The 24,920-nt window shown below is 36.2% G+C and carries 19 protein-coding genes and 1 riboswitch; of the genes, 6 read left to right on the plus strand and 13 right to left on the minus strand.

What is annotated here, in order from left to right; genetic code table 11:
* Position 1: 1 nt before the first annotated feature.
* From ATE49_RS02025 to ATE49_RS02055, 7 genes are all read right to left on the minus strand, one after another.
* Positions 2 to 1,231, minus strand: coding sequence for an ABC transporter permease (locus ATE49_RS02025; protein ID WP_065080865.1), 1,230 nt, complete (start codon positions 1,229 to 1,231; stop codon positions 2 to 4).
* Between the two features lie 11 nt (positions 1,232 to 1,242).
* The gene (locus ATE49_RS02030; protein ID WP_065080866.1) at positions 1,243 to 1,989 is read right to left on the minus strand and encodes an ABC transporter ATP-binding protein; all 747 of its coding nucleotides are present in this window, start codon (positions 1,987 to 1,989) and stop codon (positions 1,243 to 1,245) included.
* 11 nt (positions 1,990 to 2,000) lie between these two features.
* Entirely contained in the window at positions 2,001 to 3,257 is a 1,257-nt protein-coding gene (locus ATE49_RS02035; protein ID WP_065080867.1) for an efflux RND transporter periplasmic adaptor subunit, read from the minus strand.
* A complete protein-coding gene (locus tag ATE49_RS02040; protein WP_065080868.1) occupies positions 3,257 to 4,570 on the minus strand; it encodes a TolC family protein in 1,314 nt (437 codons plus the stop codon). Before ATE49_RS02040 ends, ATE49_RS02035 begins: the two co-directional genes overlap by 1 nt.
* 236 nt (positions 4,571 to 4,806) lie before the next feature.
* Positions 4,807 to 5,787 carry a PLP-dependent cysteine synthase family protein gene (locus ATE49_RS02045; RefSeq protein WP_009092061.1) on the minus strand — a complete coding sequence of 327 codons (981 nt, stop codon included), beginning with the start codon at positions 5,785 to 5,787 and terminating at the stop codon, positions 4,807 to 4,809.
* 57 nt (positions 5,788 to 5,844) lie between these two features.
* Complete coding sequence (locus ATE49_RS02050) at positions 5,845 to 6,876, minus strand: sulfite exporter TauE/SafE family protein (RefSeq protein WP_065080869.1); 1,032 nt, start codon at positions 6,874 to 6,876, stop codon at positions 5,845 to 5,847.
* Positions 6,877 to 8,106, minus strand: a complete 1,230-nt coding sequence (locus ATE49_RS02055) for an ABC transporter permease (RefSeq protein WP_065080870.1) — start codon at positions 8,104 to 8,106, stop codon at positions 6,877 to 6,879.
* 4 nt (positions 8,107 to 8,110) lie between these two features.
* Between ATE49_RS02055 and ATE49_RS02060 the strand changes: the two genes are divergently transcribed.
* Positions 8,111 to 9,313, plus strand: a complete 1,203-nt coding sequence (locus ATE49_RS02060) for an exo-beta-N-acetylmuramidase NamZ family protein (protein ID WP_065080871.1) — start codon at positions 8,111 to 8,113, stop codon at positions 9,311 to 9,313.
* A 191-nt stretch (positions 9,314 to 9,504) separates the two neighbouring features.
* On the opposite strand, the gene ATE49_RS02065 is transcribed toward ATE49_RS02060, so the two are convergent.
* From ATE49_RS02065 to metE, 4 genes are all read right to left on the minus strand, one after another.
* Positions 9,505 to 9,717, minus strand: coding sequence for a hypothetical protein (locus ATE49_RS02065; RefSeq protein ID WP_059154579.1), 213 nt, complete (start codon positions 9,715 to 9,717; stop codon positions 9,505 to 9,507).
* Positions 9,718 to 9,719: 2 nt separating this feature from the next.
* Positions 9,720 to 10,286, minus strand: a complete 567-nt coding sequence (locus ATE49_RS02070; RefSeq protein WP_065080872.1) for a DUF3575 domain-containing protein — start codon at positions 10,284 to 10,286, stop codon at positions 9,720 to 9,722.
* Positions 10,287 to 10,384: 98 nt separating this feature from the next.
* On the minus strand, positions 10,385 to 11,560 hold the full coding sequence (locus ATE49_RS02075) for a thioredoxin family protein (protein ID WP_065080873.1): 1,176 nt from the start codon (positions 11,558 to 11,560) through the stop codon (positions 10,385 to 10,387).
* Positions 11,561 to 11,634: 74 nt separating this feature from the next.
* The gene (metE, locus tag ATE49_RS02080) at positions 11,635 to 13,953 is read right to left on the minus strand and encodes a 5-methyltetrahydropteroyltriglutamate--homocysteine S-methyltransferase (protein WP_065080874.1); all 2,319 of its coding nucleotides are present in this window, start codon (positions 13,951 to 13,953) and stop codon (positions 11,635 to 11,637) included.
* A 149-nt stretch (positions 13,954 to 14,102) separates the two neighbouring features.
* Positions 14,103 to 14,280: riboswitch (cobalamin riboswitch) on the minus strand.
* A gap of 142 nt (positions 14,281 to 14,422) precedes the next feature.
* Here metE and ATE49_RS02085 point away from each other — a divergent pair.
* Complete coding sequence (locus ATE49_RS02085; RefSeq protein WP_065080875.1) at positions 14,423 to 14,902, plus strand: Lrp/AsnC family transcriptional regulator; 480 nt, start codon at positions 14,423 to 14,425, stop codon at positions 14,900 to 14,902.
* Positions 14,903 to 16,154: 1,252 nt separating this feature from the next.
* Here ATE49_RS02085 and pruA read toward each other — a convergent pair.
* Complete coding sequence (pruA, locus tag ATE49_RS02090; protein WP_065080876.1) at positions 16,155 to 17,780, minus strand: L-glutamate gamma-semialdehyde dehydrogenase; 1,626 nt, start codon at positions 17,778 to 17,780, stop codon at positions 16,155 to 16,157.
* Between the two features lie 377 nt (positions 17,781 to 18,157).
* Here pruA and ATE49_RS02095 point away from each other — a divergent pair, with 377 nt between their 5' ends.
* The 4 genes from ATE49_RS02095 (at position 18,158) to ATE49_RS02110 (ending at position 24,224) form a co-directional block, all read left to right on the plus strand.
* Positions 18,158 to 19,927, plus strand: a complete 1,770-nt coding sequence (locus ATE49_RS02095) for an aminopeptidase P family protein (protein WP_065080877.1) — start codon at positions 18,158 to 18,160, stop codon at positions 19,925 to 19,927.
* Positions 19,928 to 20,762: 835 nt separating this feature from the next.
* Entirely contained in the window at positions 20,763 to 22,148 is a 1,386-nt protein-coding gene (mnmE, locus tag ATE49_RS02100) for a tRNA uridine-5-carboxymethylaminomethyl(34) synthesis GTPase MnmE (protein WP_065080878.1), read from the plus strand.
* A gap of 160 nt (positions 22,149 to 22,308) precedes the next feature.
* Complete coding sequence (locus ATE49_RS02105; RefSeq protein ID WP_065080879.1) at positions 22,309 to 23,448, plus strand: site-specific integrase; 1,140 nt, start codon at positions 22,309 to 22,311, stop codon at positions 23,446 to 23,448.
* Complete coding sequence (locus tag ATE49_RS02110) at positions 23,445 to 24,224, plus strand: hypothetical protein (protein WP_065080880.1); 780 nt, start codon at positions 23,445 to 23,447, stop codon at positions 24,222 to 24,224. Before ATE49_RS02105 ends, ATE49_RS02110 begins: the two co-directional genes overlap by 4 nt.
* Positions 24,225 to 24,266: 42 nt before the next feature.
* Here the strand turns inward: ATE49_RS02110 and ATE49_RS02115 are convergent, their stop codons facing one another.
* Positions 24,267 to 24,581: a hypothetical protein gene (locus ATE49_RS02115; protein ID WP_143349704.1), complete on the minus strand. Its 315-nt coding sequence runs from the start codon at positions 24,579 to 24,581 to the stop codon at positions 24,267 to 24,269.
* Positions 24,582 to 24,920 lie beyond the last annotated feature (339 nt).

The following is a 24,920-nucleotide window of genomic DNA, read 5'->3' on the forward strand; positions in this document are numbered from 1 at the left end:
ATTATTCGTACCTCAATGCATCTATAGGATCCAGGCGCGAAGCTTTTTGGGCAGGATAATAACCGAAGAAAACACCGGTAACCGCACATACAAAGAATGAAATAAGAATTGAAGATTCAGTAATATAAGTAGGCCATGCAAGAAATACAGTAACAATCTCTGAGACTGCAATTCCTAATATTACACCAATAATCCCACCTGTAAGGCTTATCAGCACAGCTTCTATAAGAAACTGCAGCAATATATCTTTACCTCTGGCTCCGATAGACATACGCAAACCTATTTCTTTTGTTCTCTCTGTAACGGAAACATACATAATGTTCATAATACCAATTCCGCCTACAATAAGAGAAATTCCTGCAATAGCAGATAACAATACAGTAAGCAACTGACTTGTAGACCCCATTGTAGAGATTAATTCGGCTTGTGTACGTATACTGAAGTCATCATTGGTGCCATCCGGATTTAGTTTATGCTGCTTTCTCAATATTTGTGATATTTCGTCACTGGCTTGTTGCGAAACATCTGCTGTAGCAGAAGAAGCATAAATGGTCTGCACATAGGTAATTCCTAAAAATCTTCTCTGAACAGTATTAAACGGTGCTATAATAACATCATCCTGATCCTGCCCAAATGCGTTTGCTCCTTTAGCTTCTAGCACACCAATTACTTTCATCGGCACTTTATTAAAACGGATAATACTTCCTACAGGACTTTCCCCATTAGGAAAAAGATTACCCACAACTGTTTGTCCCAAAAGACAAACTTTATTGGAAGATGTTACATCCTTAGGTGTAAATAACATTCCGTCTGATACATTCCAGTCTCTTATATTAAAATAATCTGCATTAACTCCCTGTAACTGTGTAGGCCAGTTATTAGCTCCGCTTATCGATTGTCCGTTGGTCTGTACTGCAGGTGATACATAAGAAACATCAGAAGCTCCTTTTGCTATAGCATCAACATCTGCTGGTTTCAGGGACTGTAATCCGGTAGCACCAATCCTTGCTCCACCAGAGACATTTACATTACTGGTTGGCCGTATTGTAATCATATTAGATCCCATGGAGGACAGCTGATCGCTGATACTTTTTTTAGAACCTTCCCCTATAGCCGTCATAGCTATAACCGAAGCTACACCGATAATAATACCCAGCATAGTAAGGAAAGCTCTTAGCTTATTTCTGAGAAGGGCCTTCCATGCAATTCTAAAAAGGTTTACAAGGTTCATTTTACCGTTTGTTATTTATAATCGTCATTTACAGGAAGATTTTCGAGGGCTTCTTTAGCCGATCTCACCTCCGGATTTTTCGTGTCTTTAACTACCTTCCCGTCTCTTAGTGTTATTGTTCTGCTGCTAAAAGAAGCTATATCCGGTTCATGGGTTACAAAAACGATTGTCTTGCCATTTTTATTTAGTTCCTGCATCAGTGCCATAATCTCGTAAGATGTTCTGGTATCAAGATTCCCTGTAGCCTCATCTGCCAGAATCATAACAGGTTCATTTACCAGCGCCCTTGCAATAGCTACTCTTTGTTGCTGCCCCCCCGACATCTGATTAGGCAAATGCTCGATCCTGCTTTCCAGCTTTACAGCCGTAAGTGCCTCTATTGCTCGCTGGTTTCTTTCTTCTGCAGAAACTTCGGGATTGTATAACAGCGGAAGTTCTACATTTTCTTTGGCTGTTGTTCTGGGTAAAAGATTATAAGCCTGAAATACAAAGCCTATTTTTCTGTTTCTTAGCTTTGCCAGCTCATCCCTGCTTAGCTCCTTAATATTTACACCATCCAAAATATAGTCTCCTTCCGAAGGTTTATCAAGACATCCCAAAATATTCAGCATTGTAGATTTACCCGAACCACTACTTCCCATTATGGTTACAAACTCACCCTCATCTACAGAAAAGCTTACGCCCTTCAGTGCATGGACAGTTTCCTCACCCATTACAAAGTTCCGTTTCAAATCTATTATTTCTAAAATTTTTGACATGACGTATATTTTTATCTTGGGCCTCCACCACCGGCATTATTACCTCTGCCTCCTGATCTTTGTGGGAGAAATGGGCTCTTAGCAGCACTTTTAGATGATTTTTTTGTCAGTACTTTATAGCCTGTAATAATATTATCTCCTTTCTCCAGGCCAGATATTACCTGAATTTCGGTATCGTTATCTATTCCGGTTTTTATTTTTTTATGCACAATTGTATTATCCTTATTCAGTATCCAGACTCCGGCTTCATCTGCAGCTCCTTTTTTACTAAACCCTTGTTTTCCGGCTCCTTTGTGTTTTTTATTCTTGAATGCCGGAGCATTTATAACATAACCTTTGGCAACCAAACTATCCGGATGGAAGGCAATTGCCTGTGTAGGAATTTTCATCACTTTAGGAAGCTCTTTTGTCGTCACCGTGATATTTGCAGTCATCCCCGGCTTTAGTTTCAGACTGGTATTATCTGCATTGATCATGGTAATATAGTTTACAACATTAGCAGAAACAGTAGGTTGTAATCTTACCTCAGAAACAGTTCCGTTGAAATTTTCATTGGGGAATGCATCCACAGTAAAACTTACTTTCTGTCCGGCCTGTACATTGCCTATATCTGCTTCATCGATTGTTGCACGAACCTGCATTTTCGACAAATCTTTAGCTATACTGAAAAGAGTTGGTGTACTAAAGCTTGCTGCAACTGTCTGCCCTTCGCTGATATTCCGGTTTAGGACAGTACCGTCTATAGGGGAATAAATACTGGTTAAAGACAAATTCTTATTGGCTGCAGCCAACTGTGCACTCACCGCTCCAACCTGAGCTACTGAAGCATTATAAGCATTGTGTGCATTATCATAATCCGCCTTACTTATTGCTCCGACTTTATACAGTTGAGATTGTCTGTTGAAATTAATCTGATTATATGCCTGATTACTTTTAGCACTCTGGAGATTAGCATTCATTTGTAACATTTGGTCTCTCAATAATTCCGGATCCAATACAGCAAGAAGCTGCCCTTTTTTTACCTTGGAATTGAAGTCTACATATATATTTTTAATAGTTCCGGATACCTGTGTACCCACAGCTACTGTATCTACAGGTTCTATTTTTCCTGTAGCAGTAATAGACTGAGAAAGATCTCCTATTGCAGGGTAGGTTGTTTCCAACTGAATCTTGGGAGCAGTATCTCTTTTAATCCAATAGAAAAGTCCACCGGCTATCAGGACTCCCAAAATAGTCCATACTAACCATTTTTTATTATTCTTTTTCATCACTTAGTCAATGTTATCGGAGTTCCTGTATAAAAATCGTAAATCTGTTTATTGAGAACAGCACCATATTTGGCCTGTAAAAAACTTTGTAATGCCTGTATATAAAGCAATCTCTGTTGCTGAAGCTGTACATAATCTATAGCTCCCAGCTTTAACTGAGCCTCTACAATATCCAAACTCTGTTTGCTGATGTCCATCTGTTTTTTGGCTGATGTAAACTGCGCCAGAGAATTCTGAAAACTTATATAAGACTGCTCCACCTGTTGATTCAGAATTGTTTTTGTATTCAATAAATCCAGGTTAGCCTGCTCAATCGCAATTTTAGATTTTTCAACACCAGTTTTATAAATTCGGTTATTATATATTGGAATAGCAAGGCTAAGCCCTATTGGTAAATAGAAATTATTCCCCAGTTGTGATGTATAGCTTCCGTTTCCGTTAGTATAGTTTGTAGAAGCACTGCTTATAACATTCAGCGTTGGCTTAGTAGATGCCTGAGTCATTTTAAGCTGCAGGTTCGCATTTTGTATATTCAGTTCCCCATATCTGATTTCCGGACGTTGGTTCTGAGCCATATTCTCGGCTTCCTGAAGTGCTCTTACTTCGTTGCTAACTCCTATACTATCTGGCGCCTGAATCTGGAAGTCATATGCTGAAGGTAACTGTAACAGCTGTTTCAGATTAACAATATCTGTACGCAGGTTATTTTGTGCCTGAGTAAGGTTATATTCATCCTGTGCTACCTGAGATTGCAGCTGTAGCAAATTAAGCTTAGAAATACTTCCGGCATCATATAGCTGCTGCCCCTGTTTCAATAATACCTGAGTCGTAGAGAGTACCTGTTGCAAAGAAACGATGTTTTCTTTAGCCATCATGATATTCAAAAATGCCTGGGTAATACTCAGAGTGATATTATTTTCCGCTTCCTGTACAGACAAATCCGCCATTTGTACCAACAGATTTTTGGAAGACTCATTATTTCGGATATAACCATTATGATAAATGGTCATTGATGAGTTTAAACCAATACTCTGAGAAGGAATTCCGGTAAATTGTAATCCATTACTATAACTTATACCTGCCAGCCCCTGTGAAACAGAACCATTCAGATTCGGATACTTAGCCTGTTGTGCTTGTAGTAAATCCTGGCGGGCAGAATTTCCGGAAAGCCGCAATGAACTAATTGATATATTATTACTTCTGGCATAATCGATACAATTTTCCAGTGTCCATTGTGCAGGATAACCTCCGGATTGTGAAAAGCCTTCGGTTATTATAAAAAAACAAATTAAGAGTATAATCTTTGCTTTCATCACACTTGATTTTGGTGATACTTTGTTCAAGAAAAAATTAATCCACTCCTACATCCGCCAATACATTTAACGCAAATTTAACTTAATTATACAATAATCAAAATAAAAAAGCCATTTTTTAAAAGAAAATATAAATCAGATTAAAATAACCTTAATATTTCTATGCACAACTACAATATGATTCAGATATTCATAATAAAAAATCCCCGAAGATAATCTTCGGGGATTTTTTTATTTTATAACCAGCCTTGTGCTTTCATCCATTCATCATTGTATATTTTACCGACATAGCGGCTGCCATGATCGTGCAATAATACAACAACAACATCGTCTTTTGTAAAGCGGTCTTTCATTTGTACCATAGCTGCGATAGCACTGCCCGCAGAATACCCACAGAAGATACCTTCCTCCAGAGCCAGCTTTCTGGCATAGATTGCGCCGTCTTTATCAGTCACTTTCTCGAAATGATCGATAACACTCATATCATAATTCTCCGGGATAATATCCTCTCCAATACCTTCTGTAATATAAGTATGAATTAAAGACTTATCAATTTCTCCGGTTTCATGGAAATGCTTCAGAATAGAACCATAAGTATCTATACCGATTACCTGAATATCCGGATTTTGTTCTTTGAAGAATCTTCCGCAACCTGTAATAGTACCACCGGTACCTGCCCCTACAACAAAATGAGTAAGTTTTCCTTCAGTCTGCTTCCAGATCTCAGGTGCTGTACTTTCATAGTGAGCTTGTCTGTTGGACGGATTATCGTATTGATTTACATACCAACCATTAGGGGTTTCCTGAGCCAGTCTTTTAGAAACTGAGTAATAAGATCTTTTACTTTCTGGTGGTACGTCAGTTGGACATACAATAACCTCAGCACCTACAGCCCGCAAAATATCACATTTCTCTTTAGACTGTTTATCATTCGTCACAAAAATACATTTGTATCCTTTGATAATTGCAGCTAAAGCCAGCCCCATTCCTGTATTTCCGGATGTTCCTTCAATAATGGTTCCTCCTGGTTTCAGTCTTCCGTCCTTTTCTGCATCTTCTATCATCTTCAGTGCCATACGGTCTTTCACCGAATTGCCCGGATTAAAGGTTTCTACTTTGGCTAAAACCAAAGCAGGGAAATCTTCACCCAACACTCTGTTTAGCTTTACTAATGGTGTATTTCCAATAGTCTCCAGAATATTATTTGCGTATTCCATTTATAATTTAATTTATTATTAGGGTAATTTTTAATTTAAAAGAAATATATCACTTTTTTAGAAATCGAGTTTCTTAATCAGTTTTCCGTTTTCATCCAGGAAATATACTTCATAGCTTGTTCCTTTAAAGCTTTTAACAACCTCAAAAACTCTGTGTTTGTACTGAACAGGAAGACTATCTACAAAACGTTTCTTGTCTTCAGGTAATTGGTCGTAAGTAATGACTTTCTCAAATTCAAAACCTTCGGACCACTTAAATTCAATAGTATAGTTATCTTCAGACCATGTTAAATGGCTCCTGAATCCTTTTCTTTCCCACGTTGTATACAAACTGGCATTCTCATCCTTCTGGGCTTTTGTGAAAAAACCTACCAGCATAATAATTCCTGATATTACCATTGCCGAGAAACCGATCTGATGAAACCACTTCATACTGATCTTTGGTAAGACTTTCTTCATAACATAGGAAGAAAGTACGGCCGCTGCCGCTACAACCAATCCTACCTTTAGCACCATTAATGTAAATAGTCCGAAATAGATATACATAATAAGCTTCACAATGTGCAATACTACTTCGTTTGCTGCTCTGGTTGCTACAATCTGCTGATTGGACATCCCAAATCTCAGGTAAAACCTATTGAACAATAGTCCTACTGCACCGGTAATTCCGGATATAAATCCTGCAAAAAAACCAATGATAAGCAAAGACCATGACTTCAGTCCTTTTTCGGCTTCATAATCTTTCTTTTTATTCTTAAAAACCTGTGGAAGATTACTGATAAGAAAGATTGCCATTAATAACTCTATCCAAATCGGATTAATATAGCTTAGCATCCAGCTTCCCAGCCATGCAGCCGGCAAAGCTGTTGGTAAAAAGTAACGAACAACTTTCCAATTAATGTCTTTGTAAAAAATAGCAATCCGGGATACAGAACTACTGGCAGTACCAATTGATAATGCTGCAGGAACCTGAACTACTGGTAAAAAACGGTTAAGAACAGGAATAAGCATTAGTCCTGCACCTCCTCCGCATATTGCACTTATGCCAAATGCCAGAAAGCTGCATACAAAAACGATCAGATAAAACATTTAGTTGTATTTTATGGACTTTACAGGCGATATCTTACTAATAAGGTAACTCGGTACAATCATTGCTAAAGCAGCAATCAGAAGGATTCCTATAGAAATCCCAAGAATATAGAGAATATTAAGATCTACCGGAACTACACTAATAAAGTAATTATCCGGATTCAGTTTTATGATCCCAAAGTATTTTTGTATGAATAGCAAACCTAACCCGATTAAATTTCCAACTACCAGCCCCGGAATCATAATAAGCAATGTGTTATTAATAAATACCGAACGAATCTGGAAATTGGTTGCACCCAATGTTTTCAATACACCAATGGAGTTTGTTCTTTCTATTATAAGGATTAGCAACACCATGATAATATTGATCACAACTACGATAAGCATAATTGCGATAATCAATCCGATATTGGTATCAAATATATTCACCCAGTCATTAATCTGCGGATACATTTCTGTTGCTTTTTCTGCATAGTTTTTATAGCCTATCAGCTCCTCTATTTTAGGATATTCCTTGTCTATATTATCAATGTCTTTCAGATAAATATCCAGTCCGCCAATGTCGGACTTTTCCATTCCCTGAATCTTACGAACCTGATTAATATCCCCTATTACAAAAAGATCATCGATCAGTTTGATATCTGTTTTATAAATTCCGGCTACTTCAAATTTTCGGTAAACAGGTTTTTGATCTTCTTTAGAAAATATGGCTACTATAGAGTCTTTTACCTTCAAGCCAAGATCTGTAGCAATTTTACCGGATACAATAACCTCATTGTTATATCCATTTTCATCATATTTCGGAATACTTCCGGAAATCATAAATTTTTCAAAGCGCTCTCTGTCAAAATCTTTCCCTACTCCTTTATATACAACTCCGTCAAAACTTTTTTCATTCCTCATAATACCGCTTACCATAGCATAGGACTGAACTGAAGCTACAGAAGGAGTCTTTTGAATTTTATTATAATCCAGTCCGGCTTTATTAAGTACAGAAGAAGTATAAGAATTATCTGATTGTGCTGACTTTACAGAAATATGCCCGGAAAAATCTGCCATTCTTTCCTTAATCGCTTTCTTCGCTCCCAATCCGGTACAAACTGTAATAAGAGATACTATAATCCCCAATGCTACAGAAAGCCTCCCGATGAATATGATAATTCGGGAAAGGTTGTTTTTGTTATCCTTGGAAAATGCTATCTTGCGTGAATAATATAAAGGAAATTTCAAGCGTATGAATTTTAGCCTCAAAATTAAAAATTTAGTTCTGATCTGCCTAATCTATTTTGGTTTTCAGTCATTTTTTAATGCCCAGAGCACCATGACATTTAAAACCGGAGCCGATCAGCCGGAGGTATACCTGCCTTTACTTAAAAATAAAAAAGTAATTGTACTAACCAATCAGACAGGTGTACTTAGTGATAGCAAACATACTCACCTTGTAGATTTTCTTATTTCTAAAAAAGTAAATATTACCAAAATATTCACACCAGAACATGGCTTCCGGGGAAATGCAGATGCCGGAGAGCATGTTAAAAGCGATACAGACAAACAAACAGGCTTGCCTATTGTTTCCTTATATGGAAACAATAAAAAGCCAAAGCCTGAACAGATTAGTGATTCCGACATTATCCTATTCGATTTACAGGATGTAGGTGTCAGGTTTTACACTTATATATCCACACTAACCTATGTAATGGAAGCTGCTGCTGAAGCAGGTAAAGAAGTTATTGTATTGGACAGACCAAATCCACACGATGGTTACACAGATGGCCCTGTACTAAATAAGAAATGGACCTCTTTTGTAGGAATGCACGAAATTCCGGTTATATATGGTTTAACCATTGGAGAATATGGCAATATGGTAAATGGTGAAGGCTGGCTTAAAAATAATATCAAAGCTAAATATACTGTTGTCAAAATGGCAAATTACCACAAGAAACAACGTTATGGTATATTAGAAAAACCATCACCTAATCTGCCAAATGATAAAGCAATTAATCTTTATCCTAGTCTTTGTTTTTTTGAAGGTGCTAATATCTCTTTAGGCCGTGGAACAGAATTTCCTTTTCAGGCTTACGGGTCTCCTTATACAAAAGATTTCAGTTTTAAGTTTACACCAAAACCTTCTTATGGATCTAAAAACCCGCCGCTTAACGGTCAAGAATGTTTCGGTGAAGACCTGAGAAATTACCCGGAATCATTAACCGGAATTAATCTGGAATGGTTAATTAAAGCTTATAAAGATTATAAAAGCCCTGCAGGCAAAGGTGATTTCTTTCTGAAAAATTTATTCTTCGATACACTTGCCGGATCCGATCAATTAAGAAAGCAGATTATAAACGGACAATCACAGGAACAGATTAAAGCTTCATGGAAAAAAGGACTTGAAGACTTTGAAAAAACAAGACAGAAATATGTTGTTTATCCAAACTAATTACGAAGTTAGAAGTTAGAAGTTAATTGCATTATATCTATTGCTAAATCTTGTATACAAAACATTCGTAATAAAATTACAAATAAACAGTTTTGAGATTTTACAGTTTACATAACACTACCAGAAGCATAAAATATTCTAGAATATAAGAATATTAAAAAAGGCTCCGGAATTCCGGAGCCTTTTATTTTTTAGTCTATATCGTCATGTTTATTATCGCCGCCTTTCCCACGCTGATAAATAATAAGCCCAATCGCAATTCCTACTGCTCCGGCACCTCCATTCATTAATGCGGTGGATAATTTATCCGGCGCATTATTTCCTATATAATTCATCAGGAAAACAATAACGAAGGTCAATACGATAATAACGTAGTATTTAGAATTATTAAATAAGTCTTTCATCATTAAAATTTATAAGAAATCATTGCTCCGCCACGGAACGGAATAAATTCACCGCTCTTATTCCAGGCCTGTGCAGAATCATATCGTTGTCTCGGATTTTTGTCTTTATACCATCCATGATAGAAACTCTGAGAAGTACCACCTCCAACATAGAAATCTATATTCCAGTGATCGCTAAGCTTCAATTGGTAACCAACAGTAGCACCCAACATAAAATTAAAACCTTTCTGGTACATATTTGAATTCCAATAATTCCATTTCTGCATATTGTAGACTCCCATACCTGCATTAGCACCCACATACCACTTTTCCATAGCTTTTATAAAATAATAACGAGCCTCAAGATGCCCCATATAAATCTGCAGATGCCTTCCTGCAAAAGATTTCCACGGAGAAATGAAAACATCAGCCTGACCTGTCCAGTGCTGATTAAAAGCGTGTTCATATCCTACATTTAAAATCCCAAGAGGTGCAAAAAGCATATTCCCTTTTATCTGATTTTTATACTCCTGTGCCTGCATTCCGCTTAAGGAAAGCATCAGAATAAAAACCGCCAATATTTTTTTCATATTTAAATTTTCGCTACGAAATTATCGATTTTAGATTTCGCCCACAAAAAAAGCTGCCTAAAAGCAGCTTTTTTAATATATTTTAATACTTCAGAAGCTTATTTTTTTAGGCTATCCAATAATTTCTGAGTTTCAGCAGCATCTTCACCGGATTTTTTTGCCAGCTCAACCGACTTTTCAGCCCACAGCCTAGCATTCTTTTTGTCTCCAACTTTATTATATAGATTAGCTAAAGTATCAGTATTGGCATAGCTTTCATCTTTCTTCACAGATTCCTGTGCCCAAAGAATTGCTGTCTGTAAAGACTTTTTATCCTTAACATTCTCGAAGAAGTTCCATGCAGCAGAATTAAGTTCATTTGAATTGGCTTTAGAAAAATCTTTGTATTGCTCTAGTGTTAGTTTCTCATAAGTAGCAAAATCTTTATTTTTCAATGCATAGCTAGTCTTAACTCTTACCAGCATTTTTTCTGCCTGCTCTTTTCCAAAGACCTTTTCTGTTTCTGTAAGGAAATACTCAGTATTCAAAGTTTTAGTATCCGGATTGTAAGCCTTTTTAACAATAGTATTCATTTTGATATTCTTATCTAATGCTTCATATTGCGCAGCCGGCACTATTTTTACAATCTCTTCTTTTTTGTTTTTGAAGATTTCATATCTCGGATCTTCAGTATTCATTAATCCGGTTAAAAGCAACTGGACATCTTCTTGTGAAAAAGCTTTATCAGACTTTACTTCAAAGTATTTCTTTGTTACTTTACCCGAAAAATTAGCATCTTCATAGATAGTTAACATTGCCAGATTCTTAAGGAATTCAGGATCTGCATCTCCTTTTTCAAATCTCGCTTTTAGTGCACCAATATTTCTTTTTGGATCTTCAGCATCTTTAGCAAACTGAATAAATGGTTTTTCTTCAACATATCCCAGTACACGATGAACAATTTCTCCGTCTCCGTTTATAAATAAATAAGTAGGATAAGCTCTTACATTATATTTCTTAGCCAATTCAACGCCTTCACCTTTCTCCATATCCATCTTAGCATTCACAAAATGACCGTTGTAATAGTCACCAACAGACTGTAACGTGAAAATATTTTTTGCCATCAGTTTACATGGACCACACCAGCTGGCATAAGCATCCAGAAAAATAAGCTTATTTTCTTTTTTAGCCTTCGCTAACAGACTGGAAAAATTTCCTTCGTCAAATTTTATTCCGGCCTGAGAAAAAGCCAGTATCCCTAAAAACAGGAATAATGTAGAGATTAGTTTTTTCATTTTTCAATATTTCTTTTAAACATTAACAAATGTAACATACATCTCCGACATTATCCCTATCTGAAACTTAAAAATTAAACTATTGCAGCAAATTCCTTTTGCATTTCTTTCGCTGCATTAACCATTTCAATCAACGCTTTTTCAGTTTCATCCCAACCTCTGGTTTTTAAACCACAATCCGGATTAACCCAAAGCTGACTGGAAGGAATAACTTTAGCTGCCTTTTCCAGAAGTTTTACCATTTCTTCTTTCGATGGCACACGTGGTGCATGAATATCGTAAACACCAGGTCCTATATCATTCGGATATTTAAAATCCGCAAAGGCATCCAGTAATTCCATCTGAGAACGTGAACATTCTATCGTAATTACATCTGCATCCATATCCGCAATATGATTGATAATATCGTTGAATTCAGAATAACACATGTGGGTATGAATTTGTGTATCATCTTTTACAGAAGAAGCCGAAATACGGAATGCCAGAACAGCCCATTTCAGATATTCTGCAGCATCTTTCTTTCTTAATGGTAATCCTTCTCTTATTGCAGGCTCGTCAATCTGAATAATTCTGATTCCTGCTTTTTCCAGATCCAGCACCTCATCACGGATAGCCAATGCAATCTGATTCGCGGTATCTTTACGTGATTGGTCATTTCTAACAAAACTCCATTGTAATATAGTTACCGGACCTGTAAGCATTCCTTTTACCCATTTGGAGGTTAAAGATTGTGCATATTGTGACCAGAATACCGTTAAAGGCTCCGGACGCGAAACATCACCATAAATTACCGGTGGTTTTACACAACGGCTTCCATAGCTCTGTACCCATCCGTTTTCAGTAAAAGCAAAACCTTTCAGCTGCTCTCCGAAATACTCCACCATGTCATTTCTTTCAAACTCTCCGTGTACCAATACATCGATACCGATTTTCTCCTGACGCTGGATGGTATTTTTTGTTTCTTCTTTCAGCAAATCTGTATAACGTTCTGCTGATATTTCACCTTTCTTAAACTGTGCTCTCCAACTTCTCACTTCTTTTGTCTGTGGGAAAGAACCAATAGTTGTAGTTGGGAATAAAGGCAGTTTTAATATTTCCTGCTGTTGTACTTTACGTTGTGCAAAGACAGATTCACGAGATACCGGTACAGCATCCAGTGCATTCATCTGCTGTTGTACTTTTGCATCATGAATCAGTGTCGAAATTCTTTTATTTTCTATAGCTTTTTTATTCTCTCCGAAAGCAACCAGACTTTCAGCAGAAGGATTTTCTGAAGACAGATCTCTTAATAGCGCAACTTCTTTTATTTTCTGCTTGGCATAAGCCATCCATTGTTTTATTTCTGCCGGTAAGCTTTCTTCTTTTGTTTCCAGATCCAAATCATATGGCACATGCAACAATGAACTGGACGGTGCAATCAGTATACGTTCCTCCCCTAGTTGCTCTTTTGCTTTTCTGATTAGTTGAAGTGAACTTTCAAAATCATTCTTCCAGATATTTCTTCCGTCCACAACCCCCAGGGAAAGTTTCAGATTCTCCGGTATAGCCGCTAATATATTTTCTAACTGCTCAGGCTTTCTCACCAAATCCACATGCAGTGTATCTACAGGTAAGGACAATGCTAAAGGCAGATTGTCTTCCAGGCCTTCAAAATAAGTAGCCAGGATAATTTTCAGGTTCGGAAGTTCTTTCTGAATTTTAGCATATACAGCAGTATAGGCTTCTTTTGCTTTATCTGTAAGATCCAGCGCTAAGAAAGGTTCATCGATTTGTATATATTCTGCTCCATGAGACTGTAAAGATTTCAGTATTTCAAGATATACCGGCAACAGATTATCAATGAGGTCCAATTTTTCAAAACCTTCTTCTTTTTCTTTCCCTAATAATAAATAAGAAACCGGTCCTAATATTACAGGCTTAGCATTTATTCCTATCTGCTTGGCACCTATAAACTCATTGATAATCTTGTTGGAGAATAATTTAAAACTCTGTCCTTTGCTGAACTCCGGCACAATATAATGATAGTTGGTATCAAACCATTTTGTCATCTCCATAGCTGTGATATCCAGACCATCTTTCTGGTAACCACGTGCCATTGCAAAATAAAGATCCAGCTCGTTGTTTGCCTTATTCAGGATTACATCGTGGTAACGCTGCGGAATAGCTCCCAAGGTAAGCGTCATATCCAATACATGATCGTAAAACGAAAAATCGTTAACCGGAATAAGGTCTATACCTGCTTCCTGTTGTAATTTCAGGTTTTCATTGATAATTCTGCGGCTTACATCCAGTAATTCTTTCTGAATAATCTTTCCGGACCAATACTGTTCACAGGCTTTTTTCAGCTCTCGCTTTTTCCCGATACGCGGGTAACCCAGGTTGTGTGTTTGCATTTTATTATATTTTATTAGTTATCTCCTGTATTTACAGCCAGACAACTCTCACACGCCCATAGGCCGTAAGCAGCAGTATAAGTCCATTGCCTGCGGATAATCCACAAACTAAAGTACTGTAAGACCACAACTCCAAATCGCGAGAGTAGTTGCCTGTTCAGAAATTGGCAGGTCTCCTGACTTATACCATTTTATCCTCCTTCCCGTATACACAGTGGATCGTGGATAAAACTTTGTAAGGTATTCACAGTTGCGCGACAGCTCATGATTTTCACATGATTCCCTTTTCATTTACTATTAAGTAAAACCAGTTTATACAGATCTATTTTTATTTTCCACAAAGTTAGTTTAGCCAATTTATATTCCATAACAACAGGTTAAATTCAGTATAATAAATTACAAATATAATTTATACAGAATATTATTCTTTCAATAGTAAAATATTGTACCTTTAACCAAAAATTATTCTATGCTTCAACTGGATGATATTGATTTACGTCTGCTGAAAATCCTTCATAATGACTCGAAACTTACCGTAAAAGAACTGGCAGCACAGGTGAACCTGTCACCTTCTCCGGTTTTTGAAAGAATCAGACGAATGGAAAAAGAAGGATATATCAAGAAGTATATTGCTATTCTGGATGCCGAAAAACTGAATCAGGGACTGATTGTTTTTTGTAATATCCGCCTGAAGCAGCACGACCGTAACATTGGTCATACTTTTGTCGATGATATTCACAATATTGACGAAGTGGTGGAATGTTATAATGTTTCCGGTGATTATGATTTTCTGCTAAAAGTTCATGCCCGGGATATGAAGCATTATCAAGATTTTGTTTTCAACAAACTGGGATCACTTACCAGTATCGGAAACACACATAGTACTTTTGTGATGGCTGAAGTAAAGAATACGTATGGCGTACAGCCTTTTGAAGGTAGAGGGTTATAAGTTTATTTAACCACAAAAGGCACAAAAGTAATGTCGATATGCCACTATTTATAGGACACAAAAATTTCATCTGAAGGTAAAATTATTTTCATCATTCAGATATTAAGGCAGTTAAGTTTTTAGTGGTCATTGCTAAGCGTTAGCAGCTTTGCGCTCCTCTAAAACAGTATAACAAGAAATAAAACCTTGCGTTTAGAAAAGTTTATAAACACAAAGGCACAAAAGTGATGTCGATATAACACTACTTTTAAGGCACAGGAAAATCAAAGATTTTCAAATATTCAAAATAGATACTCTGAGTCGTAACCGAAAATCTCACTAACCTGATAAAATATTGCGAAGCAATTCGTGTCTTAAAAATATAACATGCATAAACCTGTTTTGCGCCTTAGTGTTAAAAATAAATTCCTTGGCGAATTTGCGATTAATGCTAAACTATCTTAATTTCTTAATGTTTAAAAAGAGTTCTCGATACAAAATTATTCTCCACTTCACTACAAACAATTTCACTCGAACTGACGGCCTATATTTCAAAGAGAGATACGTCACTTCGAGTGCGGAATGAAGTGACGTGTATCGAGAAGTTGGGATAAACTACAAAAGTTCATTTAATAGATTACCGTTTTTAGGTCTCAAAGATTTCACCTGAAGGTAAAATTATTTCTACCATTTAGACATTAAAGCAGTTAATTTCATTGCTAAGCGTTAGCGGCTTCGCGCTCCTTAAATAGCAGAACAACGGGTAAAACACCTTTGCGCTCTTTGCGATTTATACTAAAGCTTTATATTCTCAACCTTAACCACAAAAGACACAAAAGTATTGTTGATATATCATTGCTTTTAGGGCACAAAGATTTCACCTGAGGGTAAAATTATTTTCACCATTTAGATATTAAGACAGTTAAGTTTTTAGTGGTCATTGCTAACACTAACAGCTAGCTAAAACACAAGGGCACAAATCATTATACCAATAATCAGGATTTTAAAAGACCAAGCCTTGTCAAGGTTTAAAACCTTGACAAGGCCATAAAGAATAAACTATTGCAAAGCAATTTCATTCCTTCAATAACGAGTAAAAAATAAAAACCACTTGTGCCTTAATGTTAAATATAATTCCCAAACCGATTAAACACATTTACGCTTTTGCGACTAACAGTTATAACTTCATAACATATATAACCTCTATAACCTACTTATTAAAACAAAAAAAGCCCCGGACATCCGAGGCTTTCATTATATATCTGGTTGAATATTAACCTAAATAAGGATACTTGTAGTCTTTTGCCGGAACAAAAGTTTCTTTAATACTTCTTGCAGACACCCAACGAAGAAGGTTCATTTTAGATCCTGCTTTATCGTTAGTACCAGATGCACGGCTACCACCGAAAGGCTGCTGACCTACTACAGCACCTGTTGGTTTATCGTTGATATAGAAGTTACCTGCTGCATTCTCCAATACTTTGTAAGCTTCATTAATAGCATAACGATCCTGAGAGAAGATAGAACCTGTTAATGCATATGGAGAAGTGCTGTCTACTAATTCAAGTGTTTCAGCCCATTTTTTATCTTCGTATACATAAATTGTTAAGATTGGTCCGAAGATCTCCTGCTCGATACTTTCATAGTGAGGGTTTGTAGTTTCGATAACAGTTGGGTGTACAAAGTAACCTTTCTTATCATCGCACTTACCACCGATAACTACCTCAGCATCTTTAGCTTTCTCAGCTCTGTCGATGTAACCTTTACATTTATCGAAAGAATTTCTGTCGATTACTGCATTTACAAAGTTAGATGGATCTTCAGTTGTACCTACTTTAATAGTCTTCATTTGTTTTTCCATTACCTTCTTCACATCTTTCCAGATAGATTTAGGAACGTAAGCTCTTGAAGCTGCAGAACATTTCTGTCCCTGGTATTCGTAAGCACCACGTACCAATGCTGTAGCCAAAGCATCAACATCAGCAGAAGGGTGAGCCATTACAAAATCTTTACCACCAGTTTCACCAACAATTCTTGGGTAAGATTTATAGTTGTGGATATTGTCACCAATCATTTTCCACATTCCCTGGAATACTTTTGTAGAACCTGTGAAGTGAAGACCAGCAAAATCAGGGTGAGCCAATACTCTCTCCGCTGTTTCTTTACCATCAGTGAAGATCATGTTGATTACACCGTCCGGTACCCCCGCTTCTTTGAATACTTCCATAATAACGTGTGCAGAGTAAGCCTGCTTATCAGATGGCTTCCATACCACAACGTTACCCATTAATGCCATACAAGATGGTAAGTTAGCAGAAATAGCTGTAAAGTTGAATGGTGTTACTGCAAAACAGAAACCTTCTAATGGTCTGTATTCAGCTCTGTTCCAGATTCCTGCATCAGATACCGGCTGCTCAGCATAAAGCTCAGTCATGAACTCTACATTGAAACGTAAAAAGTCAATTAATTCACAAGCTGCATCAATCTCAGCCTGATGAACATTCTTAGACTGTCCGATCATAGTTGCTGCATTGATTCTATCTCTGTAAGGTCCAGCAATAAGGTCTGCTGCCTTCAAAAAGATCGCTGCTCTTTGCTCCCATCCAAGGTCATTCCATTGTTTTTTAGCTGCCAATGCTGCTTTAATAGCCTCATCAACATGCTTCATAGTTCCCTGGTGATAAAAGCCTACAGTATGTTTGTGGTCATGTGGCGGATGGATAGTTACTTTCTCTTTTGTCGTAACGTTCTTTCCACCGATAACCATTGGTATTTCCAGTTCTTCAGCATACATTTTCTTGTATGTAGCGATCAGGCTTTTTACTTCTTCAGAGCCTGGAGCGTAAGTTTTTACCGGTTCGTTTTGTGCAAAAGGCACTTGCGAAATTGCTTTTGACATAATTTTTTAGATTTATTCTCACAAATTTACGACATAAAAGCCACTTTTTAAAATATCTCAGATAAAATATCTATTCCGCCCTGCAGACTAAAAACGACAAAAATTATACTCCGAGAGCCATTAAAATATTACAAAATTCGGTGATAATACATATCTACAATCTAAATTATAAACATAAACTACCCAGAGTATTATTTTTTAAACACTTTAGACACATGAGATTTATACCTTCAGTTATATAAAGCTAAAATCCGTCTTTACTGAACATGGTGATTTGGGTTACTTAAAAAATAATTATTGTTAAATTTTATCCCTTTCTATTCACTGTTATACTTTCGTAATTTCGTAACTTCACCCCGCAAAATTCAATCTTAGTTATGACTTCAAAAGAAAAAATTGCAGCATTGCGTAGTGCCATGCATAACAATAATATAGATGCTTTCATTGTCTATTCAGCAGACCCGCATATGAGTGAATATTTACCTCAGGAATGGCAGGAAAGATCATGGCTTTCAGGATTTACTGGTTCCGCAGGATTTGTGGTTATCACTAAAGATAAAGCCGGATTATGGACAGACGGAAGATACTTTACGCAGGCTCCTATTGAGTTGGAAGGTTCGGGTATCGATTTATTCAAAGATGGTATCGAAGGAACACCAAACTATATCGACTGGATTATTTCTGAAATTCCTGCAGGTGGTAAAGTAGCAGTAAATGCACTGGCTACTTCTCACAGCAACTGGGAAGCTTTGGATTCAAAATTCAGCGCTAAAAATATCAGTCTTACAGATTTGCCTTTACTAAAAGAAATCTGGACAGATCGTGGTACTGCAGCCAAAAACCCTATCTATGTACATCCGGTAGAAAGAGCCGGACAGTCAGTTCAAGATAAGATTGCGGCTATCCGCCAGAAGATGGAAGATCAGCATGCCGATGTACATATTATTTCCAGTCTGGATGATGTAGCATGGACACTGAACCTCAGAGGAAGCGACGTACAGTCTAATCCTGTATTCTTAGGTTATATTGTATTGTCTAAAAACGATGCTATCCTTTTCACTGATCTTGAAAAACTGGATACCGACGCGCGCAAACAAATGGATGAGGCTGGTGTGAAGATGATGCCTTACGATGAATTTTTCAATCACCTGAAACAAATTAAACAACAAAATATTCTTGTTTCCCCAAACAGCAATCAGTCAGTTTTCGATACACTGAAAGATGCTAACACTTTTATTAAAGCTGCTGTTCCTGGGAACCTGATGAAAGCTCAGAAAAATGAAGCTGAATTAAATGGTTTCCGTACCGTAATGGAAAGAGACGGTGTTGCTATGGTAAAATTCCTGTACTGGCTAACACATCAGGCAGGCAAAGAACCTATGAATGAATACAGCATTGGTGAAAAACTAAGAAGCTTCCGCGCTGAGGGTGCAAACTTCGTAGGTGAAAGCTTCAGCAGCATTATCGGTTATAAAGGTAATGGTGCTATTATCCACTACTCAGCAAAAGCTGAAGGCAGCAAGGAAGTAACCAATGACAGTAGTATTCTTGTAGACTCTGGCGGTCAGTATCTTGAGGGAACAACTGATATTACCCGTACTTTGGCATTAGGAACTGTGACCGATGAATTCAAGAAAGACTCTACATTGGTATTGCAGGGGATGATCAGACTCTCTATGGTTAAGTTTCCGAAAGGAACCAGGGGTGTACAGCTGGATGCTTTTGCAAGATTACCGTTATGGATGGCAGGTAAAGATTACAATCACGGAACCGGACATGGTGTCGGAAGTTTCATGAATGTTCATGAAGGTCCACAAAGTATCCGTAAAGACCTTAATCCTCAGGAATTGCTTCCGGGAATGGTGCTATCTAACGAACCTGGGTATTATGTGGTGGATCAGTATGGTATTCGTCATGAGAATCTTATTGCAGTAAGAGAAGCTGAAACAACAGAGTGGAATACTTTCTATGAATTTGAGACGTTAACTTTATGTCCGTTCTTTAAAGATACTATTGTAAAGGATATTCTTTCTGCAGATGAAATTCAGTGGCTGAACAGCTACCATAAAACTTGTGAAGAAAAATTGGCTCCTCATCTTGAAGGAGATGTTAAAAACTGGTTCCTGGAATTAGTAAGTCCATTATAGTCAATAGGACTTTTCAACAATATCAAAATCTCGTAGCCTGGCTATGAGATTTTTTGTTTTGTCAATACCATAAAAAGGAACGATATCCGTCACTTCGAGTGAAATTCTGAAAGAATTTTGTATTGAGAAGTTGCTTAACCACAAAAGCAACATTGACATAGAAATCCTTTTAGGGCACAAAGATTTCACCTAAAGGTAAAATTATTTTCATCATTTAGATATTAAGGCTGTTAAGTTCATTGCTAAGCGTTAGCGGCTTCGCGCTCCTTAAATAGCAGTACAATGGGTAAAACATCTTTGCGCTCTTCGCGATCCATATTTTAACGAAAATAATTCCACAATTCTTAACGTCTACATTCCCTTGGCCATAAGTTTTTGTAGTGCAACTTTAGTAATCTATGTAACTCTTCACTGTATAAAAACCTATGTATCTATGTGGTTTATATATTCCATCACTTCGAGTACGAAACGAAGTAGAACGTATCGAGAAGACAGGTCTAACCACAAAGGCACAAAAGTATTGTTGATATGTCATTGCTTTTAAGGCACAGGAAAATCAAAGATTTTCAGAGATTTAAAATAGATACCCTGAGCCCTAACAGAAAACCTCACTAACCTATAAAATATTGCGAAGCAATTCGTGCCTTAAAAATATAACAAGCATAAACCTGTTTTGTGCCTTCGTGTTAAAAATAAATTCCTTAATGTTTAAAAGGAGTTCTCGATACAGAATTATTCTCCGCTTCACTAATAATAATTCCACTCGAACTGACGATATGTATTTCCAAAGTAAGCCATTTACAATACCAATGAAAAAAGCCGTAAATTTGCACCTATGAATAAAGAGACTATCTGTGCTTTAGCTACTGCCAACGGAATGGGTGCTATCGGGGTGATCCGGGTTTCCGGAGACGATTCTTTTCTTATTGTTAATAAAGTATTTGAAGGTAAAAACCTGGAAAAGGCAACTTCCCATACCGTACATTATGGCTTTATAAAAGATGCAGATGAAGTAATCGACGAGGTAATGGTTGCGGTATTTCATGCTCCAAAAACTTTTACCACCGAAAACTCTGTGGAAATCTCTTTTCATGGTTCGCCACATATCGCCAAAAGAATACTGGAAGTGCTGATTAAAAACGGTGCCCGTATGGCAAAAGCCGGAGAATTTACGCTTCGTGCTTTTATGAATGGCAGAATCGACCTTTCGCAGGCGGAATCTATTGCCGATCTTATCGCTTCGGAAAATGAAGCTTCAAGAAAGGTAGCTTTGAACCAGCTGAAAGGTGGTATTTCTCAGGAAATCTCTTTATTGCGTACAGACTTACTGAACTTCACATCACTTATTGAACTGGAACTTGATTTTGCCGAGGAAGATGTGGAATTTGCGGACAGAACTGCACTAAGCGGACTGCTGAATAAAATAGAATATAAACTCAGTTCTCTTATCGAGAGTTTCCAATATGGTAATGCCATTAAAAACGGTACTGCCGTAGCTATTATCGGTAAACCCAATGCCGGAAAATCGACATTACTGAATGCTTTACTAAAAGAAGAGCGCGCTATTGTCAGCAATATTGCCGGAACTACGCGTGATACGATTGAGGAGGTTTTACATATCAAAGGTCATGCTTTCCGACTAATTGATACCGCTGGCCTACGTGAAACCGTGGATGAAATTGAGGCGATTGGTGTACAAAAAGCTAAGGAAAAAGTAGCACAAGCTGAAGTACTGGTTTACCTTGCTGATGCAGTGACAACCGATTTCTCTGAAGATTTCGAGATGCTGAGATCTCTTCTACGTGACAAACTGGAACTGATAATCTGCCTTACTAAAATAGATGAAGTTGTCCCTACACAGTTTGAGGCCATTGAAAATCTCTTCCGCAAGGAGATTAATCATCCTTTTGATTTTATAAAAATATCCGCGCTAGAAAACCGCAATATTCAGGAGCTTAAAAATGAATTATCCTCTTTTGTAGAGCAAATGAAATCCGAAGAAGGCAATGTAGTGATTACCAATCAGCGTCACTTCGAAGCCCTACAAAGATCTCTGGATGCTGTTAATCGGGTAAAAGAAGCGGTTTCTTCTCAGATTACCACCGAACTCCTCGCCTACGAACTCCGAAATGCTATAGAATACCTTGGTGAAATCTCCGGGGAATTTACAAACGACGAGGTACTGGGGAATATCTTTAGTAAGTTTTGTATCGGCAAATAATATTGGTTTTCTTTAAATTACCTTTCTTTCTCTTTATTGATTTACAGCAATTTATGTAAATTTTATTTTCTCTTGTAAGTGTTTATTTGTACATTAGTCACACCATTTGTACACCTTCATATTAAAAAGATGTACAAGTGTACACCTTAATTACAACAATATGAAAATTACCCTAAAGAGGAAAAACCTTAAAGATGGACAAATCAGCCTTTACATTGAATATTATAAAGGCTCAACCATAGATCTTAATGGAAAAAGAATACACTTACGTGAGTTTGAATATTTGAAATTATACTTAAATGCTGAGCCTAAAAATGCTAAAGAAAAGAAGGACAACAAAGAAACTCTTGAATTGGCAGAAAATATTCTTGCCATTAGAAAAACAAACTACATTCAGGGAAAATTTGATATTAAAAGCACAACAAAGTCAAAAAGAACTTTTTTAAACTACTTTGCCGAAATAATGGAAGAAAAACAAAAACAAGATTCTTCTAACAATTATGGTAATTGGTTTTCAACTTTTCAGCATTTAAAAAAAATTATTTCTCCAAATATGACCTTTGAGGAAGTAGATGAAACTTTTATTAAAAAGGTTCGTAATTATATTGACTACGATGCTAGAAGTAAAAGTGACTTACCCTTATCTCAAAATTCTAAATATTCCTATTTCAATAAGTTTAAAGCTGCATTAAGAAGCGCATTTGACGATGGCTATTTGTCTATTAATTATGCTACAAAAATCAAATCATTTGATCAGGCTGAAAGTCAAAGAGAATATTTAACATTTGAAGAGCTTCAATCTCTATCAAAATCTCCTTGTAAGTATGAAATATTAAAACGTGCTTTTATATTTTCATGTTTAACCGGAATTCGTTGGTCTGACATTAATGCTATGACATGGTCTGAGGTTAGAGATGAAGGAGAAAATAGCAGGATAAATTTTCGTCAAGAGAAAACTGACGGAGTTGAGTATCTATATATATCAAAACAAGCCAGAGATCTTCTCTCTGAAAGACAGTCTCCAGAAGAAAGAGTTTTTAAGGGATTAAAATACAGTATGACATATAATACTGAAATCGTTAGATGGTGCAATCGCGCTGGAATTTTTAAGCATATTACATTTCATAGTGCCAGACACACTAATGCAGTACTTCTACTCGAAGGCGGTGTAGACATTTACACAGTTTCCAAAAGATTAGGACACCGGGAAATAAGAACTACAGCAATTTATGCAAAAATTGTCGATAAAAAAATGAAAGAAGCAGCAGAAATGATCCCAGAATTAAACATTGAATTATGACAAATAATATTTACATCTATGTATGTCTGTTTCTAATTAATGTGCTTACATATACTTTATTAAACTATAATTTTGGCGTTACTCAGAAAACATCAATTTTTCTCGGGTATATTTCACTCGGAATCTTTGGAATATTAATTCTAAAAAAATATTTAACATGGTTTGTTCTGTTCATGTTTAACGTCAAATTAAATGATTACAACAAATACATTGAAAAGCCCAGACTACTTATTTACTTGATATTTCTACCTTTACTATTTTTAATTATTAGTCAGCTGAAAACAATAAATGCTAGTGATTCTTTTCTTACTCAGTTAATACAATTTCTTATATATAATTCTTCGATCTTTATTTGTTGCTTATTTCTTGGATTTACCTGGACAGAAAAGTTCATCTCCAAATTTATTCCTGATGTAGAAGAAAGTTTACAAAAAGTATCTGAGAAGAAATCTTTAGCGGAGGAAAAGAAACATAAAATTTTTGAAAAATTCAGACAATTTGAAATTATTGATGATGATATTGAACGGGATAATTTTTGTAGTACATTTTTAAGCTTCCCATTAAAAGTAAATCTCAATTATTCACAATTGTACTATTTCCATTATTTATATAAAGCTAGAATTGATGATAAAATGGATCTGAGAAAATTTACAGAGTACTTCTTACAAAAAAATGCTAAACCATTCGACTATAATACAATAAAAAAAGAAGGTAGTAGACAGAAAAATCCCAAAAACCAAGAATTTCTGGATGAATTATTTAATGAAGTAAAGTAGCACGAACTAGCCGTGCCACTATAAATTTTAACAAAAACTATCTTAGAGATAAGCATTTTTTGTCTCAGGATCTATCTTTTTCCTTTTCATTATATTTGTAATAATACCTTTCAAACTCATAATTTTCTGAAAAGATTTATTTTTATAATTATCCTCAGAAGAATCATATACAAAATGTTGTTTTCTACTCGACTTGTAATAAATCCAAAATTCCGCTAGTCTAACATCTTTATCATTTTTAACAAACTTCAAAGAATCTTCGAGCTCATATATTTTTAGCTCAATAATATTTTTTTTAATTGTATTTATTTCTGACGAGGTTAACATTAAATTATGGACTCCAGGTTCTTTATACATTTCGTTGAGAGTATATGTATTATCTATTATATCCGTTGTACATCCGACATCTATATATAGTATTTTAACAATATCCTGTTCATTTATACTACTTTCTTTATGTTTATTACAACTACTAATGAACATAAAAAATATAAGACTAATTAATATTCTAATAATCCATTTTTTAAAATTAACAATTTTCTGAATTGCATAAACCTAATTAAAACTACAAGGAAAATAACCTCCATACCTATTAAAACCATTTAAAAATCCTATATAATCCTCTCCCCAAAAATTTAGTACATTAATTGTATAATGATATGCAGAAGTTTTTCAAATATTTATATTTCAATATAA

The organism is Elizabethkingia miricola, assembly GCF_001675285.1.
Taxonomy (GTDB): Bacteria; Bacteroidota; Bacteroidia; order Flavobacteriales; family Weeksellaceae; genus Elizabethkingia; species Elizabethkingia miricola.